Annotated in this window: 14 protein-coding genes; 7 read left to right on the top strand and 7 right to left on the bottom strand. The window is 65.6% G+C overall.

The features are described 5' to 3' along the window. Nucleotides 1-149 precede the first annotated feature (149 nt). Nucleotides 150-1,100 (bottom strand): DMT family transporter, encoded by a 951-nt coding sequence (locus H587_RS0110045; protein WP_245560804.1) that lies wholly within the window; start codon nucleotides 1,098-1,100, stop codon nucleotides 150-152. A gap of 540 nt (nucleotides 1,101-1,640) precedes the next feature. Continuing rightward, nucleotides 1,641-2,102, bottom strand: coding sequence for a hypothetical protein (locus tag H587_RS0110050; protein ID WP_027176159.1), 462 nt, complete (start codon nucleotides 2,100-2,102; stop codon nucleotides 1,641-1,643). 249 nt (nucleotides 2,103-2,351) lie between these two features. Between H587_RS0110050 and H587_RS0110055 the strand changes: the two genes are divergently transcribed. The 3 genes from H587_RS0110055 to cmk all read left to right on the top strand — a co-directional run bounded on the left by H587_RS0110055 (nucleotide 2,352) and on the right by cmk (nucleotide 4,651). Then, nucleotides 2,352-2,807: a universal stress protein gene (locus H587_RS0110055; protein WP_027176160.1), complete on the top strand. Its 456-nt coding sequence runs from the start codon at nucleotides 2,352-2,354 to the stop codon at nucleotides 2,805-2,807. Between the two features lie 82 nt (nucleotides 2,808-2,889). Continuing rightward, on the top strand, nucleotides 2,890-3,987 hold the full coding sequence (gene hisC, locus H587_RS0110060; RefSeq protein ID WP_027176161.1) for a histidinol-phosphate transaminase: 1,098 nt from the start codon (nucleotides 2,890-2,892) through the stop codon (nucleotides 3,985-3,987). Then, the gene (gene cmk, locus H587_RS0110065) at nucleotides 3,980-4,651 is read left to right on the top strand and encodes a (d)CMP kinase (protein WP_027176162.1); all 672 of its coding nucleotides are present in this window, start codon (nucleotides 3,980-3,982) and stop codon (nucleotides 4,649-4,651) included. The genes hisC and cmk overlap by 8 nt, the downstream gene beginning before the upstream one ends. Before the next feature lie 74 nt (nucleotides 4,652-4,725). On the opposite strand, the gene H587_RS0110070 is transcribed toward cmk, so the two are convergent. The 4 genes from H587_RS0110070 to H587_RS18135 form a co-directional block, all read right to left on the bottom strand. After that, nucleotides 4,726-5,010 carry a helix-turn-helix transcriptional regulator gene (locus H587_RS0110070; protein ID WP_245560862.1) on the bottom strand — a complete coding sequence of 95 codons (285 nt, stop codon included), beginning with the start codon at nucleotides 5,008-5,010 and terminating at the stop codon, nucleotides 4,726-4,728. A 178-nt stretch (nucleotides 5,011-5,188) separates the two neighbouring features. Then, nucleotides 5,189-6,136, bottom strand: a complete 948-nt coding sequence (locus tag H587_RS20600; protein WP_156904514.1) for a hypothetical protein — start codon at nucleotides 6,134-6,136, stop codon at nucleotides 5,189-5,191. 194 nt (nucleotides 6,137-6,330) lie between these two features. Beyond that, nucleotides 6,331-7,110 (bottom strand): 4Fe-4S dicluster domain-containing protein, encoded by a 780-nt coding sequence (locus H587_RS0110075; RefSeq protein WP_027176164.1) that lies wholly within the window; start codon nucleotides 7,108-7,110, stop codon nucleotides 6,331-6,333. Nucleotides 7,111-7,302: 192 nt separating this feature from the next. Further along, nucleotides 7,303-8,793: a two-component system sensor histidine kinase NtrB gene (locus H587_RS18135; RefSeq protein ID WP_051202643.1), complete on the bottom strand. Its 1,491-nt coding sequence runs from the start codon at nucleotides 8,791-8,793 to the stop codon at nucleotides 7,303-7,305. Nucleotides 8,794-8,901: 108 nt separating this feature from the next. On the opposite strand from H587_RS18135, the gene rimO reads away from it, so the two are divergent. The 3 genes from rimO to H587_RS0110095 all read left to right on the top strand — a co-directional run bounded on the left by rimO (nucleotide 8,902) and on the right by H587_RS0110095 (nucleotide 12,556). Further along, nucleotides 8,902-10,209 (top strand): 30S ribosomal protein S12 methylthiotransferase RimO, encoded by a 1,308-nt coding sequence (gene rimO / locus H587_RS0110085; RefSeq protein WP_027176165.1) that lies wholly within the window; start codon nucleotides 8,902-8,904, stop codon nucleotides 10,207-10,209. Between the two features lie 184 nt (nucleotides 10,210-10,393). Beyond that, complete coding sequence (locus H587_RS0110090; RefSeq protein ID WP_169432769.1) at nucleotides 10,394-11,347, top strand: alpha/beta fold hydrolase; 954 nt, start codon at nucleotides 10,394-10,396, stop codon at nucleotides 11,345-11,347. Nucleotides 11,348-11,371: 24 nt separating this feature from the next. Next, nucleotides 11,372-12,556: a THUMP domain-containing class I SAM-dependent RNA methyltransferase gene (locus tag H587_RS0110095; RefSeq protein ID WP_027176167.1), complete on the top strand. Its 1,185-nt coding sequence runs from the start codon at nucleotides 11,372-11,374 to the stop codon at nucleotides 12,554-12,556. Nucleotides 12,557-12,594: 38 nt separating this feature from the next. Here H587_RS0110095 and H587_RS18140 read toward each other — a convergent pair whose 3' ends face one another. After that, nucleotides 12,595-15,114: a PAS domain S-box protein gene (locus tag H587_RS18140; protein ID WP_034609175.1), complete on the bottom strand. Its 2,520-nt coding sequence runs from the start codon at nucleotides 15,112-15,114 to the stop codon at nucleotides 12,595-12,597. 204 nt (nucleotides 15,115-15,318) lie between these two features. Between H587_RS18140 and H587_RS18145 the strand changes: the two genes are divergently transcribed. Further along, the gene (locus tag H587_RS18145) at nucleotides 15,319-15,741 is read left to right on the top strand and encodes a hypothetical protein (protein ID WP_051202644.1); all 423 of its coding nucleotides are present in this window, start codon (nucleotides 15,319-15,321) and stop codon (nucleotides 15,739-15,741) included. Nucleotides 15,742-15,805 lie beyond the last annotated feature (64 nt).

Consider the following 15,805-nt stretch of genomic DNA (forward strand, 5'->3'; position numbering starts at 1 on the left):
ATCGTTTGTGTGTTGTCAAGCGATGGCCATGGTGCGCCCTTGGCATGGAGACTAGCCAACCGTGCAAGCTTAGCAGGTGGCATGAAGGACGCGATGCTCCTTGGGTTGCGCAGCTTGAACGTGACCTACTGACAAAGGGAATTGGCAGGTCATGTTTGGCTGAGGATGACACCGCTTAAGGTCAGGGCGGCGGCAAGATACTGTGTTGGGGTGAGGGTTTCGCCAAGTACGAACTGCCCCATGAGGACGGCAAACACAGGGATGAGGTTGGTGAAGGCGGCAGCCCTGCTTGCTGGGATGCGGCTGACAGCCATGTTATAGAGGCTGTACCCGACAAGGGTGACAAAAACACCGAGGTAGATGATGGCTAAGGCCGGGGTCATCAGAGGGACATCCGGGCTAACGGTGGAAGGAAAGGCGATGGCCAGGGGCAGGAAGAAAGCGATGCCGATATAGGCTTGCATGGCGGTCAAAACGAGCGGGGGGTAGCGGAGACAGAGACGCTTGAAAAGGACCGTATATCCTGCCACCGAGGCCACTGCGAGGAACTCTAACAAGTTGCCAAAGGCTGGGGCCGGGGCCGATTCGGTAGCTGCTCCCGCAAGAGACAGCCAGATCGCTCCAGCGATGGCCAAGGCGAAGCCAAAGGCAGCTCGTGAGGTGATCTTTTCCTTGAGCAGTAATACTGCCGCACCTGCGACCATGAGGGGCTGTGTGGAAAAGATCATGCCAGCCTGGGAGGCGGAAGTATAAGTCAGCGCCAAGGTCTCGCATACGAAGCAGATACATGGCTGGAGCAGGGCCATAAGGAACAACCATTTCCAGTCGCCGGGCAAGTAACGCACGTTCCCACGCCAACCCTTGAGTAGGGGCAGGAAACACAAACCGGCCACGACCATGCGTCCAAAGACCACAGCCATGGGGTGAAACCCCTTAAGGGCGTACTTCAAGGCGACGAACGAACTCGCCCAGATAAGCATAGCTAGGACAAGCTTGGCCAACGCTGCCCAGGAATTGGATGCCAATGTCATTTCTCCATGAGAAGGATTTGACTTAATCCCCTGCCTGCCCAGGCTGCAAATATCAAGCTCAGTGGTCAAGCCTCTCGCATCGAGACGTGGGAGAGAGCGCCGCGTCCCGAACGCGGAGACCGGACACCACCCAAGCCCAGGAGAACTGAAGGACTTTGCTTGTCCTGTCCAGCACAGCAGGACGCACGGCATGATACGCAGTACAGGGCGCTTCTGTGGTGTCAGCGCCTCGGCATCATGCAGTGCGCGGAGGATTGCTTGACTTCGCCCCGAGGTTGCAGGCATGGTGCATCGTCACAAGGCACACCTACAGGACGTCACGGCACCACCACACAGGGCGAGGCCCCCGGCACGGGGTAACTGTGGGCAAAAAAGAGGTCGATATTGCCCTTTCACATTTCGACGGCAAAACTCGTGGCAACCCAGCAGGGCGAGACTCAACCCGCCGAGCTTGACCACGGGGCAACTTTCGGCCACAGGAAGGGCAGGGGGCAGGGCTGATCCTGGTCCCCTAAACTGGTACACCGAGGCATCCAGGGTAGGGAAGCAAGCTCAAGGATACCAGCGAGTTACACTAAGGGATAGGGCGGGGGGACCGCCCTCTGACGATCAGAGGTAGTCCCCCCGGTTGAACTTGACCCTTTCCGTGGCGGCCAGGATCTCCAGTTCGTCCGCGATGGGCTTGAGTCCCGGATCGTCCTGGGCCATTTCCTTGACCCGGCCGGTCTCGGCCTCGATGTCCTGGAGCGCGGCCTCGGCCTGCTTCAGGCTGCCCCCGGACCCGAGACCGGCGGCATAGTTTTCCCACCGGTCCATGAGCCCGTCCAGGGAGGCGGCGGCGTCGGCCGACCCCTCGCCCGTCTTCGCGGTCGCCGCGACCTCCTCGGTCCCGAAGACCCGTCCGACCAGGGGCGGCAAGATCGGGGCGGCAGGCTTCGCCTGTGATCCCGAGGTCTTGGACACCTCCTGATCGAGCAGGCCCGCGAAGCCTTCGGCGGTGCGCGCGGCCTTGTCCGGCCTGGTCTGTTCGACCTGCCGGACTCCCTCGATGGAGTCAGGATGAATCTTCATCGTGTCACCTCATCCTGTTTTCGGCCATTTCTGCAAGGACTTTGCCAACCAGGGGTGTTTTTGCAATGTGCTGAAAATGCGCCTTTTTTTATTCAGCCCGCCGGAAGAATCTGCCGCCGCTTCCGGGGGGTGGAGAAAAGCCTAGCCCAGGCCGGGGGTCTTGTCTATCCGGCCCGTTTCTGTCATGCATCTCTTAGAAAGCACTCACAATGCGCATAATCCGCCCTGGCGGAAGAGGAGGTAGGGATCATGGCGAGCATCAAGAAGATTCTTTGCGCGGTGGACTTCTCCGAGCACAGCCCGATGGTCGCGGACTACGCCAAGACCATGGCCAAGGCCCTGGACGCCTCGGTGATCTGCCTGTACGTGGCCCCCTCGCTCAGCCAGTACGTGGGTTTCCACGTGCCGCCGAGCTCCATCGAGAACTTCGTCGGGGAGATCGTCTCCGGCGCGGACACCACCATGTCCGCCTTCCTGGCCGAGAACTTCGCGGGCGTTCCCGTGGAAGGCCGCGTGGTCACCGGCTACGCCGCCGAGGAAGTCCTGAACCTGGCCGAGGAGCATGGCGTGGACTGCATCATCATGGGCACCCACGGCCGCCGCGGCATCGACCGCATCCTCTTCGGCTCGGTGGCCGAGAAGGTGGTCAAGTCGGCCAAGTGCCCGGTGCTGACCATTCGGCCCAAGGTCGGCGCCGCCGCCTGATCCGCTTGACCCGCAACGCGCACGACGTTGGAAGGGGGACGGCCTCGGCCGTCCCCTTTGTCTGCAACATCGGAACGAGATCATGAGCACACGCCGCCTCCGTCCGGAAATCCAGGACTTCAAGCCCTACGTCCCGGGCCTCTCCATCGACGAGATCAAGGCCCGCTACGGCCTGACCCGCGTGGTCAAGCTGGCCAGCAACGAGAACCCCCTGGGCACGTCGCCCCTGGCCCGCAAGGCCGCCGAGCGCGCCGCCGCCCTGGGCTTCCGCTACCCCCAGAACCACAACCCCGCCCTGGTGGCGGCCATCGCCGCCCGCCTGGGCGCGCCGGTGGAGAGCGTGGTGGCGGGCCACGGCTCGGACGAGATGATCGACCTCCTGCTGCGCGTGGTCGGCCGCGACGGCGACCACGTGCTCTGCTGGAGCCACGCCTTCAGCATGTACCGGCTCACGGCCAAGCTCTGCGGCCTGGAGTGCCGCGAGGTGCCTCGCGACCCGGACGCGCCCCTGCCGCTGGAGGCCCTGGCCCGGGCAGCGGACGAGAAAACCGCCGTGGTCTTCGTCACCAGCCCGGACAATCCCACGGGCCGCGCCGCCCGGCTGGACGAGCTGCGCGCCCTGGCCGACCGCCTGCCCGAGGACACGATCCTGGCCGTGGACGAGGCCTACGTGGACTTCGCCCGGCCCCTGGAGGAGCACAGCGGCCTGCCGCTGGCCCTGGAGCGCGACAACGTCATCGCCCTGCGGACCTTTTCCAAGGCCTACGGACTGGCCGGGTTCCGCCTGGGTTTCGGGGTCATGCCGCCCTGGCTGGCCCAGGCCATGACCCGCGCGCGCATCCCCTTCACCATCGGAGTGCTGGACGAGGCCGCGGGCATCGCCGGACTCACCGACGACGCCTTCCTGGCCGCCACCCTGGAGACCGTGCACACGGGCATCGACCGGCTCGCCGCCGGGCTGACGGAACTGGGCTGCGCCGTGGGCCCGAGCCAGGCCAACTTCCTCATGTTCACTCCGCCGCGCCCGGGTCAGGACGTCTTCCAGGGCCTGCTGGAGCGCGGGGTCATCGTCCGGCCCCTGGCGAGCTTCGGCCTGCCGGAGCGCATCCGCGTGAGCGTGGGCACGGAGGAGGAGAATGAAATCTTCCTGCGCGAGCTGGCCGGGGTGCTGCATGGCTGAGCCGGTCATCGTCACCCTGGACGGCCCGGCCGGGGTCGGCAAGTCCACCCTGGCCAAGATGCTGGCGGGCCGCCTGGGGCTGGCCTACCTGGACACCGGGGCCATGTTCCGGGCAGTGGGCTTTTTGCTCGGCCCGGGCTCCTGGGACTGGCCCGAGGAACGGCTGGCCGCCCGTCTGGAGGGCTTCCGCTTCGGACTGGAGGGGGCGGGCGCGCGGACCCGGCTCACGGTGGACGGCCGCGCCCTGGGCCCGGAAATCCGCACCGAGGACGTGGGCATGTGGGCCTCCAACGTGGCCAAGCTGCCGGTGGTCCGCGCCTTTCTCAAGAAGGCCCAGCAGGACCTGGCCCGGGGCACGTCCCTGGTGGCCGAGGGCCGGGACATGGGCAGCGTGGTCTTCCCGGCCGCACGGCACAAGTTCTTCCTGGACGCGGACCCGGCCGAGCGCGCCCGGCGGCGCTTTCTTCAGCTCCAGGAACTGGGCCGACCGGCGGACCTGGCCGAACTCACGGCCCAGATCGAGGCCCGCGACCGCCAGGACCGCACCCGCGCCGAGGCCCCGCTCAAACCCGCGCCCGACGCCCTGATCGTGGACACCACCGACCTGGACCTGGAAGAGGTCTTCGAACACATCCTGGAAGCGATCATCACGAAGGCGGATTGAGAAATGCCCGTGAGAAAGAGCGACAGCCTCCTAAGCTGTAGGCCGTAGTTCTCCCGCACGCCGGGGGCGGTTTTTCAGCCCGGGATCAATTCCAGGTGAATCCTGCACCCCACTGCGGACGCATAACGCTTGAGGGTGTCCAGGTTCTTGACCTTTCCCGCCTCGATCTTCGCCACGGCGGGCTGGGAGACGCCCATGGCCTCCGCGACCTGCGCCTGCGTCTTTCCCGCGCGGGTCCGGGCGGCGACGGCCTGGGAAATGAGCGCGAACTCGTCGCCGAGGGCGTCGTATTCCTTGCGGAATTCCGGATCGTCCATGAGCTTCCCACGGGTCCGGGAGAAGGGGATCATCGTCTTCATTTCAATTCCTCCCATCGGCTCCACGCCAGTTGAAGCCTGATCGTGGACACCACCCGCCTGGACCCGGAAGAGGTCTTCGAACACATCCTGGAAACGATCATCACGAAGGCGGGATATTGAATTAGTGGTGTTTTTTTAATGAGTGACGGGCAGCATAATAGTATTATATATTAATAAGCTACCGGGTGTATCTTTGAGACATAATAGAATCTGGTTTTAGATTTTTGCAATAAACATCAATGCGTTTACGTATTATATATGTTATTATACTTGCAGAGATTAAGGTGATCATATGACCTATCTCTAGGTTTACTATTTCAGTTAGTATGATAGTTGATATTGTGTATGGGTTATGCGCAGCGTCAAGGATTTTTTTTACAGTACTGTCATCAAGACATATTTTTGCCCAAATACGTCTTGAGATTCCAGAAAAAATTCTCTTTCCAAGGCAAATAAAATCTTGTGCTCCAGGCGCTGGAGGTAGCATGTATCTTTCATTGTGTGTTAGTTGATTTTTTGCCATTGTATGAATGCGCTGCATAAATTCAATAGAGTGCGCTGGAATTGATTTTCCAATATTTTCAAAAAGTTGTTCGTCGCTTGTGTTCGCCATACAGTTTTGTTGAACTTCATTAATGATATCATCAGCATTAAAATTGAAAGCTTTAGACCCGAGAGACGCTAGAAGGGACTCTTCCTCAAATCGTTCTGATATCCTTTTTATGAATTGGCGTCTTCTGTCAATATTAGTGATAGCTTTTGAAAGAAGAGCAGCCCTTAAGTGCTCTTCGGCGGCGTTCAATTCAGATAGGTGCAATTTTGCTATTGATAATAAGATACTGGACTCTTGAAATAGACGTGTATTTGAATCAGTATTTCGAATGATTGCGGTTAAAAATTTATCAGCGCTGCGATAGTCTTTTTTAAAGATTAATAGCTCGCAGTGATATAAAAGGACTTCATAGTATTTTGTATGGTGCCCAGTTGGCAGTAGCAAATTTTTCAAATCGAACATTATTGTTTTGCTACTATCTGTGTCACCTTGAATACAAGCGTCAAAAAGCTGCTGCCGCAGAACGCCAAACCTATTTTTTTGGGATTCAGTTAGTGATGGTGGACGTTTCATTGTTATCCTCGGAGGTTATTTTTTGCTATATATCATAACGAGTAACGTTTGCCAAGAATATGAAGAAAGACAAGGGCTGAAGCGAAAGCTTCAGCCCTTGTCTTTCTTTTTTACCTTTCCGTCTGGTCCAGGGCGAAGCCCTGGCGCGGGTCCAGGGGCGCGGAGCCCCTGGGCTATGTTCTTCGTTCTTCCCCCTACACGAACAGTTCCGGCTCCTTGCGGTCCATGAACTTGGTCTCCAGCAGGGTGGCGAAGCCCAGGAGCTTTTCGTCGTCGAAGTACTTGGCTCCCGCCGGGCAGTGCTTGACGCAGGCCATGCAGCGCAGGCAGCCGTCGCCCGCCTCGCGCGGGTTGTCGAAGCTGATGACGCCCGCCGGGCAGCCCTCGGCGCAGGTCATGCATTCGGTGCAGTCGTCCGTGGTCTTGGGCTTCACCACCAGCCCGGGCCAGCGGTCCCGGTAGGGCCGATCGCCGCTGATCGCGACCTCGGCCGGTGCGCCTGTGGCGATTTTGGCCGCCGCGCGCTGGGCGAAGTCGCGGGCCAGGGCCAGATCCCCGGCGTCGGGGCGGCCCGCGGCCACCTTGCGCGAGAACGAGTGCTCGCCGATGAACGCGCCGCCCGCCGTGACCACGAACCCGTTGGCGGTCAGCATGTCCCGGGCCTCCAGCAGGGCGTCCTCATAGGCCCGGTTGCCGTACACCGCCGCCACCACGGCCGGGGTTCCCCGTCCGGTGAGCCCGGCCATGCTCGCCTCCAGCAGCTCGGGCATCCGGCCCGAGTAGACCGGAAAGCCCAGGACGAGCACGTCGTCCGGGCCCAGGGCGCGCGCGTGGCCGCGTCCGGCCGGGAGCGTCCAGTCCGTCTCCTCCACGGCCTTGCCGAGGCGCTGGGCCAACTCGGCGGCCAGGGTCCGGGCGATGGTCCGGCTGGTGTGGGTGGGGCTGAAAAAGGTGGAGCTGACGATGCCGCTCATGGCGCCTCCGCGACGGAATATCATGGAAAAGCAGGATGTCGCGACCATCCCACAAGACCCGGGCGGCGGCAAGTGGGGGGGCCTTCGGCCCGTCCCAGAAAGGCGGGAGATGGGAGCCTCTCGGCGTTTCCATAGGCCCCCGAAGGGGGGCCTTCGGCCCATTGCGGAAAGGCGGGAGAGGCTTCCGCCTTTCTATGCACCCTCGAAGGGGGAGTCCGGCGGATGGGTGGCCAGGGCCGGGGGCAGGAGCAGGGTCACGGCGGTGCCTTCGCCCTCCTTGCTCTGGAGGTCCACGTTGCCGCCGATGTCGTCCATGATCTTGCGGATCATGGCCAGTCCCAGGCCCGAACCCTTGCCCTTGGTGGAGAAGAAGGGCGAGAAGACCTTGTCGCGCAGTTCCGGCGCGATGCCCTCGCCCGTGTCGCGGACCTCCAGGGTCACGTGGTCGCGGGTCATGCCGGTGCGGATGGTGATGTCGCCGCCGTCGGGCATGGCCTCCACGGCGTTCTTGAGCAGGTTGATGAGGCACTGCTTGATGAGTTCCGGGTCGGCCTTGGCCCGGGCCAGGCCTTCGGCGGGCTGGAAGGCGATCCTGGCTCCGGCGCGTTCGCAATCCCCGCGCATGAGTTCGATGGTCTGCTCCACCACCTGGTTCAGCTCCACGGCGGCCTCGCGGCCCTCGGTGGGGCGCGAGAAGTTGATGATGCTCTTGAGGATGGTGTCCAGGCGCTTGGACTCCTCCAGGATGATCCCGAGCTTTTCGCGCGCGGCCTGGTCCTGGTTGCCCTGGCGCATGAGCGAATTGGCGAAGCCGGAGATGGCGAACAGCGGGTTGCGGATTTCGTGGGCGATGTAGGTGGAGAGCTGGCCGATGGAGGCGAGTTTCTCCGACTGCTGGAGGCGCTGCTCCATCTCGGTGCGCTTGGTGATGTCGCGGCGCATGGCCACCACGTTGACCAGCGTGGCCCCGTCGAAGATGGGGTAGGTGTAGATGCGGTAGTAACGCATGCGGCCCGTGTCGTCGACCTCGGTCTGGATGGCCTCCGAGGGTTCGCCGGTGCGGGCGGTGATGTCGAAGGGCGTCTCGCAGGGCGTGTCCGGCGGCGGGCAGTGCGGGCCGTAGAAGAATTCCAGGAAGGGGCGGCCCACGAAGTCCTTCTTGGACTTGCCCAGGCGTTTGCTGACGGTCTCGTTGACGTCCAGCACGTGGCCCTGGGGCGAGAGGAAGAAGATTTCGTCCGAGAGCTGGTCCGAGATGGATTTGAGCAGGGTCTGGGTGTGCATGAGGTCGACCTTGCAGGCCACCCACATCTGCTCGGTGGTCAGCAGGCGCACGAAGAACCCGGCCGCGTCGCGCTCCACCAGGGCCACCTCGGCGGGCAGTTCGCGGCGTAGGGCATGCAGGATGCCGGGGTCGCCGGTGGATTCCAGCACGAGGTTGATCTCGGGATGGGCGGCGAGCATGGCCTGATAGTCGGGGTAGATGGGCAGGCTCATGCCCGGCCCGAAGGGGTCGCCCTCCACGCCGTCGCCCGGCAGGGCCGCCGCCACGAGGCCCAGCTCGGTCAGGACGCGGCCGCTGCCCTGGCTCACGAACAGTTCCCAGAAGGGCATGAGCGAGGTCTTGTTGCCGATGACGCCGACCTTGTACCGCTTGCCCTCGTCCAACGCCCGGGGTTCCATCACGCGCTCCCTCTTTTCCTCTACAGGGCATATTGGCACGGACCGCGGCCCAGGGCAAGGGCGGGGGAAGGGCTTTGCGGCCGGGCTGATCCGGGATATGCTGGGGAGATGACGACGATCAACGTGCATACCGTGAGCCTGGGCTGTCCCAAGAACCGCGTGGACACCGAGCGCATGCTCGGGGCCCTGGGCGCGGACATGGCGGCCGTGGACGATCCCCGGGCGGCGGATCTCATCCTGGTGAACACCTGCGGCTTCATCCGCCCGGCCGTGGAGGAGTCCGTGTCCACCGTCCTGGAACTGGCCGAGGCCGTGCGCGACGCCAAGCCCCGGCCCGTGCTGGCCGTCACCGGCTGCCTCGTCTCGCGCTACGGCGACGAGCTGCGAGCCGAGCTGCCCGAGGTGGACCTCTGGCTCTCCACCCGCGAATTGACCCAGTGGCCCGCGCTGGCCGCCCAGGCCCTCGCGCGCCGGGGCTTCCGCGATCCGGCCGCTCGCCGTCTCTCCACCGGCCCGGCCTACGCCTACCTGAAGATCTCCGAGGGCTGCTCCCACCGCTGCCGCTTCTGCACCATCCCCTCGATCCGGGGCCCGCACGTGAGCCGGACCCTGGAGGAGATCGAGGCCGACGCCCGCGACATGCTGGCCCAGGGCGTGCCCGAGCTGGTGGTGGTGGGCCAGGACGTGACCGCCTGGGGCCACGACCTGGGCGAGAAGAACGGCCTGCGCCCCCTGCTGACGCGCCTGCTGCCCCTGCCGGGCTTGCGCCGCCTGCGGCTCATGTATCTCTACCCCGCCGGGCTGACGAACTCCGTGCTGGATTTCATGCGCCAGGCCGGGCCGCCCCTGCTGCCCTATTTCGACGTGCCGCTCCAGCACGCCCACCCGGACGTGCTCAAGAACATGGGCCGTCCCTTCGCCGCCGACCCCCGGCTGGTGGTCGAGCGCATCCGTTCCCGCTTCCCCGAGGCCGCCCTGCGCACCTCGATCATCGTCGGCTACCCCGGCGAGACCGAGAAGCGCTTCCGCGCCCTCATGGACTTCGTGGCCGAGGTCCGCTTCACCCACCTGGGCGTGTTCGCCTATCAGGCCGAGGAGGGCACCCCGGCGGCGGCCATGTCCTCCCAGGTCAGCGCCCGGGTCAAGGAGGAGCGCCGCGCCGCGCTCATGGAGCTTCAGGCCGGGATCAGCGCCGAGCACCTGCGCTGCTACGTGGGCGAGGAGATGGACGTGCTCATCGAGGGCCCGCATCCCGAATGGCCGGGGCTCTCCAGGGGCCGGGCCTGGTTCCAGGCCCCGGAGGTGGACGGCCTGACCTTCGTCTCCGCCCCGCCGGAAAAGACCCTGCGGCCCGGCGCCATCGTCCGCGCCCGCGTGGAGTCGAGCACCGACTACGATCTGTCGGCGCTGGTCTAGGCGGGACGGGAGGAACCGGGGGCCCGCCCCCCGGACCTCGTCAAGGGAATGAATGCGATACCCGCTTGCGCAATATCCGTGAAGGGCCGGCGGGCATTGCGGTGGACGGGCATCCTGCATAGGCTGCGCGCAATCCAGGCCTTGACCCATATCCCGGCCGCCCAGCAGGGGCGGAGGAGAGATGATGCCCGCACCGCGACAGCGCTTCACGCCATTGCTGCCTTGGCTTTTGTCCGCCCTGCTGCTGGCTTTGCTGGCCTGCGCCTCGGCCAAGCCCGCCGCCGGGCCGGATTCCGCCCAGCCGGAAAGCCTGCCCGCCGCCTCCACCCTGCGCGCGGGAGACGTCATCCTGGCCTGGCGCGACCTGCCCGCGCCGCCGAAGCACAACGCCGCCCGGCCGCTGCTGCTGGTCACCGGCTTCGCTATGAGCGCCGAGGGCTGGAACAGGGAGTTCGTGCGCGGGCTGAACTCCGGCCGCCGGGTCATCCTCATGGACAACCGGGGCATGGGCGCGGCCGCGGATTTGCCCGCCGGAGCGCCCGTGGACATGCCCGCCATGGCGGCGGACGCCGCGCGCCTGCTGGACGTCCTGGGCATCGCCAAGGCCGACGTGCTCGGTTGGTCCATGGGCGGTGGCGTCGCCCTGGAGCTTGCCCTGGCCCGGCCGGAGAGGGTGGGCGCGCTTGTGCTGTATGCGCCGCCGCTTTCCGGCGCGCGGGTGAAGCCCATGCTGGACCGCATGTTCGCCATGAGCCCGGCGGAGCTCAAGGAGGCGCTGTTCCCGCGGCAGTGGGCGGCGGCGCATCCGGAGGTCTGGGCCGCAATGCCGCCTCCCGTCGCGATTCCCGAGGGCATGGCCGCGCGGCAATACGCGGCGCTTTGCTCTTGGCCCGGCGTTGCCGCGCGCCTGCCGGGCCTGCGCGTTCCGGCGCTGTTCCTGGTCGGCGGAGATGACTGGGTATGCCCGCCGCTGGACGGGCGCGCCCAGGCCGCGGCGGTTCCCGGCGCGCGCTTTGAGCTGGTTCCCCAGGGCGGGCACTGGATGATGCACCAGAACCCGCGGGAACTGGCGCGGCTGGTGGATGCGTTTCTGCGCCGCGCTCCCCTGGACCCGCGCCCGGGCTCGGCCCGGGATTGAACGGAAAGGCGGAAAGAGAGAGGCATGAATCCCTGGCATGAAGAATCCACCGTTCTCGTGACCTGTCCCAAGGGCCTGCCGCCGTTTCTGGGCCGGGAGATGCGGGAATTGGGGCTGGAGGGAGTGCGGGAGCTGGTTTCGGGCGTGGAGGCCCGGGGCACGCTCCTCGACTGTCTGCGCCTGAGCCTGGAGGTCCGTACCGGCCACCGGGCGCTCTATGAACTGACGCGCTTCCGGGCCAAGGGGCCGGACGATCTCTATCGGGAGGCCGGGACAATCCCCTGGGAGGAGCTGATTCCGGCCGACGGGTACGTCTCCGTGGCCTCGGCTTTGCGCACCGAGGCGGTCAACGACTCGCGCTTCGCCAATCTCCGGCTCAAGGACGCCATCGTGGACCGCATCGCGGCCCGCATGGGTCGCCGCCCGGATTCCGGCCCGGACCAAAGCCGGGCCTGCGTGTTCTTGTACTGGCAGGGCACCGACGTGGCGGTCTACCTGGACGCCGGCGGCGACTCGCTTTCGCGCCGGGGCTGGCGCACCATGCCCGGCAAGGCCCCGCTCCAGGAGACCCTGGCCGCCGGGATGCTCCTGGCCGCCGGTTGGCCGGAGATCGCGGCCCGGGGCGGGCACCTCGTCTGCCCCATGTGCGGAGCGGGAACCCTGGCCATCGAGGGCGCGCTCATGGCCCTGAACCGCGCGCCGGGACTCGGCCGCGAGAACTTCGCGGCCATGCATCTGTTGGGGTACGACGAGGAGGCCTTCGAGGAGCTGCGCGACGCCGCCCTGACCCGGGCCCGCTCCACGCTGCCCGGCGGCCGCGTCCTGGCCTCGGACATCGATTCCGGCCAGATGAACGCCGCCGCCACCAACGCGGCCCAGGCCGGGGTCGGGGCCCTGGTGGGCCGGGAGGTCCGCGACTTCCGGGAGCAGGAGATCCCGCCCGGAGCCGGGCTCGTCATCGTGAACCCGGAATACGGCGCGCGCCTGGGCGAGGTCGCGAAACTCCGGGAGACCTATAAGGCCCTGGGCGACTTCCTCAAGCAGCGCTGCCGGGGATACCGGGCCGCGATCCTCTGCGGCGAGCCGGACCTGGCCAAGTGCGTGGGCCTCAAGCCCTCGCGCCGCATCCCGTTCTGGAACGCCAAGATCGAGTGCCGTCTGCTGCTCTACGAGCTGTACGAGGGGAGCCGGAAGGCGCGGGAACGCTAGAAGCCCTCTTTCGCCTTTCCGAGACGGGGCGAAGCCCCCTAGGCGAGGCGTTCGGAAAGCACCCGCGCCAGTTCGCGTTCGAGTTCCGCGCGCTCCACGGGCTTGGAGAGGTAGCCGTCCATTCCGGCGGCCAGGAAGCGTTCGCGGTCGCCGGACATGGCGTGGGCCGTGAGGGCGATGATCGGCACGCGGGCCGCGTCGCCCAGGGAGGCGTCGGCCCGGATGGCCCGGGTGGCCGCCATGCCGTCCATGTCCGGCATCTGGATGTCCATGAACACCGCGTCCACGCTTTCGGCCTTCAGCGCCGCGAGGGCGCCGCGGCCGTCTCCGACCGCGATCACCGCGTGTCCGGCCTGTTCCAGCATCCGGCTCACGGCCAGCCGGTTGAGCCGCTCGTCCTCCACCAGGAGCAGCCGCAGGGGCGGAAGCGTCGGGACCGGATCACCCTCCTGGGCCGCGGAGCCGGCCTCCGGTTCGGCGAAGGCCAGGGGCAGGGTGACGTGCACCTCGGTGCCCACCTCCGGTTCGGAGCAGACCGCCAGCGAACCGCCCATGAGATCCACCAGGCGTTTGACGATGTTCAGGCCGAGCCCCGCGCCGCCTTGCCGCCGGGTGTAGGGATTCTCGATCTGGGTGAACGGCTCGAAGATGATCTTCAATTTCTCGTCCGGGATGCCGATGCCCGTGTCGCGGATGGCGATGTGCAGGGCCAGGTCGGCCCCGGCGGGGACCACGGGCAGGGGGTAGGCCTCGATGTGGATTTCGCCGCGCTCGGTGTACTTCAGGGCGTTGCCCACCAGGTTGAAGACGATCTGGCGCAGGCGGCCCGCGTCGCCCAGCAGCGGCCGCGACAGTTCCGGCGCGACCTCGGTCGTGAGCGCGAGGCCCTTGGCCCGTGCGGATTCGGCCAGGGCTCCCAGGACCGGGGCGATGACGGATTTCGGCGTGAACGGGGTCCTGCGCAGATGCATCTTGCCGGACTCGATGCTGGAGATGTCCAGCACGTCGCTCAGGATCTGGTTCAGGTGGCGGCTGGCCTCCAGGGCGGCCCGCACCCATTCCGCCTGTTCGTTCTCGTGTCCGGGCTCCCGCAGGAGCTGGAGCATGCCCATGACGCCGCTCAGGGGCGTGCGGATTTCGTGGCTCATGATGGCCAGGAATTCCGACTTCGCCTTGCTGGCGGCCTCGGCGTCCTCCTTGGCCTGGCGCAGTTCGTCCTCGGCGTGCTTGCGGCTGGTGATGTCGCGCACCAGGACCACGAAGCGGCCCTGCCCGCCGATGACCGCGAAGCGGATGCTCACCTCGACCCAGAACAGGCTCCCGTCCTTCTTCTTGGCCAGCCAGGTGAAGGTCTGCGGTTTTTCCTCCCGGGCCTTGCGCAGCCACTCCAGGGCCTCGTTCTGGGAATAGGGAGGCTCGCCCAGGCTCAGATCCTCGACGGACAGGGCGAGAGCCTCCTCGCGGGAGTAGCCGTACATCTCGCACATGGCCCGGTTCACGTCGAGGATCGCGCCGGTGTCCGCGTCATCGACGAACACGGCGTCGTTGCTCGAATCCAGCACGTTCTTCAGGTAGCTTTCGCTGGCCCGCAGGGCCTCCTGCATCCGCTTGCTGTCCGAGATGTCGTGGACGATGGAATGGATGAGGTTGCGGCCCTTGTGCACGATGGCCCCGCTGAGGACTTCCACGTCCCGCTCCGTGCCGTCGGCCAGCCGATGCCGGAATTCGAAGCGCAGCCGCCGTGCGCTGAGGGCCTTGGCCATCTCCTCGCGCACCGCCTCCGGCGGGAGCGTGTTGATCTCCTGGATGCGCATGGACTGGAGCTGTTCCCTGGGCCAGCCGTAGAACTCCGCGGCGGCGCGGTTCGCGTCCATGATTTTGCCCGTCTCCGGGTCGAGGAGCAGCTTCACGGCCGCGTGGTCCTCGAAGAGCTTGCGGAACAGGGTTTCGCTTTCCTCCAGCTCCGCCCGCACGCGGGCGTTGCGCAGCCGTTTGACCAGCAGCACCCCGGTCAGGGCCGTGCCCAGGGGGTAGAGCAGAAGCACGGGCAGGCTGATGCGGCGGAGGACGACGAGGGCCGTGTCCCAGGGCAGCGTGAGCATGAGCAGGAGCATGGCCGCGTGCACGGCCAGGCCGAAACGGTACAGTTCGCCCCAGGAAGCGTCGTGCAGCGGCCGCTTGCGGCGGTAGCGCCAGGCCACGCCGATGAGGCCCGAGGCCAGGATGACCGAAACGCCGGTCCAGGCTCCCACCCCGCCCTGGTACAGCCGGTAGGCGGCGGCCATGAGCACGCAGACCGCCGTGGGGATGGTGCCGAAGAACAGGCCGGAAATGCCGATGAGCACGGATCGGGTGTCGAAGACCAGCCCGGGCTGGAGCGTCCAGGGGGTGAGCATGATGACCACCACCAGCACGCCCAGGATCAGGCCCAGCGCGGCCCGGGCCGTCAGGGCGTCGCGGGGGCGGCCCCGGAGCGGGAAGAGGTCGAAGACGAGAATCGCCGCCAGAAGCAGGGAGATGTTCTGGATCAGGGGCAGAAGGGCTTCGATGGTATGCACGGACGATCCCCCGGCGCGCGAATGGTTCTCGACTCTTCATGATCTAGCACGGCCGGCTCGGAATGGGGAGTATTTTCCCCCGACGGGTTCGGGGAGACGCGGAGCGGGTTCCCGTTTTCCCGCAATGCGGGGAAGCCGCTTGCAAGGGGTGGTGCAGCGCGGTACTTGGAAACGATTCGGAAACCTTTTCCCAAGGAGTTCTTCATGAAACGGATCATGATCTTGCTGGTTGCAGCCTTGTGTCTGTGTCTCGGCGCGATCACGGCCCGGGCGGGCGGCCTGCCGGACCTCAAGGGCGACTGGACCTGCGTGAGCAAGCCCGTGGTCATGGGCAAGCCGGGCCACCGGGAGCCCGCCACCTCGCCCGTCTTTTCCGAGGGCGTGGCCTTCACCCTGCGCATCACGGCCCAGGACGGCGAACGTTTCTATGGCGAGCGCTTTTCCGCCAAGCACAAGGAGACCGTGCTCGGCATGATCGACGAGGACGGGACCATGACCCTGGTGGACGACGACGGCATCTTCATCGGCTCGTACGACAAGGCCACGGACCGCCTGAAGCTGCGCTACATGGAGCCGGGCAAGGACTCCAAGGTCGTGTCCGTGGGGATCTACACCCGCAAAAAGTAAGCCCCCTCGGGGCGTTTCGGAAATACGGGGAGGCTCTGTGCCTCCCCGTATCTTGCCTGGCGTG

It is taken from the genome of Desulfovibrio aminophilus DSM 12254, from assembly GCF_000422565.1.
Taxonomy (GTDB): Bacteria; Desulfobacterota; Desulfovibrionia; order Desulfovibrionales; family Desulfovibrionaceae; genus Aminidesulfovibrio; species Aminidesulfovibrio aminophilus.

Bases quoted from the DNA above. Each gene is read 5' to 3' on its own strand.
- cmk (WP_027176162.1), top strand. From the start codon at position 3,980: ATGGCTGAGCCGGTCATCGTCACCCTGGACGGCCCGGCCGGGGTCGGC.
- H587_RS0110095 (WP_027176167.1), top strand. From the start codon at position 11,372: ATGAATCCCTGGCATGAAGAATCCACCGTTCTCGTGACCTGTCCCAAG.
- H587_RS0110055 (WP_027176160.1), top strand. From the start codon at position 2,352: ATGGCGAGCATCAAGAAGATTCTTTGCGCGGTGGACTTCTCCGAGCAC.
- H587_RS18145 (WP_051202644.1), top strand. From the start codon at position 15,319: ATGAAACGGATCATGATCTTGCTGGTTGCAGCCTTGTGTCTGTGTCTC.
- H587_RS18135 (WP_051202643.1), bottom strand. From the start codon at position 8,793: ATGGAACCCCGGGCGTTGGACGAGGGCAAGCGGTACAAGGTCGGCGTC.
- rimO (WP_027176165.1), top strand. From the start codon at position 8,902: ATGACGACGATCAACGTGCATACCGTGAGCCTGGGCTGTCCCAAGAAC.
- H587_RS20600 (WP_156904514.1), bottom strand. From the start codon at position 6,136: ATGAAACGTCCACCATCACTAACTGAATCCCAAAAAAATAGGTTTGGC.
- H587_RS0110090 (WP_169432769.1), top strand. From the start codon at position 10,394: ATGCCCGCACCGCGACAGCGCTTCACGCCATTGCTGCCTTGGCTTTTG.
- hisC (WP_027176161.1), top strand. From the start codon at position 2,890: ATGAGCACACGCCGCCTCCGTCCGGAAATCCAGGACTTCAAGCCCTAC.
- H587_RS0110070 (WP_245560862.1), bottom strand. From the start codon at position 5,010: ATGAAGACGATGATCCCCTTCTCCCGGACCCGTGGGAAGCTCATGGAC.
- H587_RS0110050 (WP_027176159.1), bottom strand. From the start codon at position 2,102: ATGAAGATTCATCCTGACTCCATCGAGGGAGTCCGGCAGGTCGAACAG.
- H587_RS0110075 (WP_027176164.1), bottom strand. From the start codon at position 7,110: ATGAGCGGCATCGTCAGCTCCACCTTTTTCAGCCCCACCCACACCAGC.